Origin of the sequence: Aeromonas cavernicola (assembly GCF_002795305.1) — a bacterium.
Classification (GTDB): Bacteria; Pseudomonadota; Gammaproteobacteria; order Enterobacterales; family Aeromonadaceae; genus Aeromonas; species Aeromonas cavernicola.
On the sequence record NZ_PGGC01000139.1, the window covers coordinates 1 to 991 of the forward strand.

A 991-nucleotide genomic window follows, 5' to 3' on the forward strand; every position below is an offset into this window, starting at 1 on the left:
CGGCAGCGGGCTGCGCCAAGTTTGGCTCGCTTTTACCACCGAAAACTGGTTACTGATGGTGGTTGGGCCGTCGCCCCCTTCCTCTTCCAGCGCTTGCGGCTGGGTGCCGGTGTGCTCAATCTTCACCACTTGCCAGCTGGTATTCAGGGCGCTGTTGGGGTGTTCGCTCAGGTTGAACTTTTGACCGGGCAGCAGGGCGGCGCAGTTGGATTGGCCACGACTTAGGGCGGCGTCATTGCGCAGGGCATCGAGCCGATACTGGGTAAACGCCTTGCCGCTTGGGTCTTGCTTAAAGCGCCCCGGAAAATCGAAATGGGGGTAGGTCTCGCGCTGATGCTCCAGCCCATTGGCCATCTTGTTGTGAGAGAGCGCATAAGCCGGGGTTTTAAAGCTGTAATCCTTCAACGTCACGTCGCTTGGCCGCACCGCTTCACGATAGTGGAACTGGCGCACATAGGGGCCCTGCTCCAACGAGCGATTGCCCAAGTTAAAAAACAGCTCCGGCCCCTTGGCCAGCGCCGCCGCGTGGTCGGCAAACACGATGCGGTGCTTGCCTTGTTCAAATTCGTGAAAGTAAAACAGCCCCTCTTCGGCGGCGAGGCGATTGACAAATTCAAGGTCAGTTTCGCGGTACTGGACGCAATATTCGCGCTGGGCGTGGTCATTTTTTAGCGAAAAGGCGTAGTCGGTGATGCCGCTCTCTTGCAGCAAGATCGAGAGGATCTCATCGGGCTTTTGCGCCTGAAAAATCCGCGAGTTTTGCCGCAATGCCAGCCGCCACAGGGCCGGTTTGACTTCCAGCTGATAGCGGGTACGGCGAAAACCGCTGTCCCCCTGCATAAACTCGGCAACCACCCCGCTCACTCGGCGTTGCAGCTCCCCTTGATACCACACCAGCAGCTCGCAGGGCTGGTCGAGCACATCAGCAAAGTCGATATCACTCTGGCCGCTGGCTAACTCAAGGTGCAGATTAAACGGGCTGTTTAGCGCC

The 991-nt window shown here is 58.2% G+C and carries 1 protein-coding gene; it reads right to left on the bottom strand.

Annotated features, from left to right (window positions below; genetic code table 11):
• A partial coding sequence (tssI, locus tag CUC53_RS14625; RefSeq protein ID WP_157798287.1) for a type VI secretion system tip protein TssI/VgrG occupies positions 1-991 on the bottom strand: 991 nt, incomplete at both ends.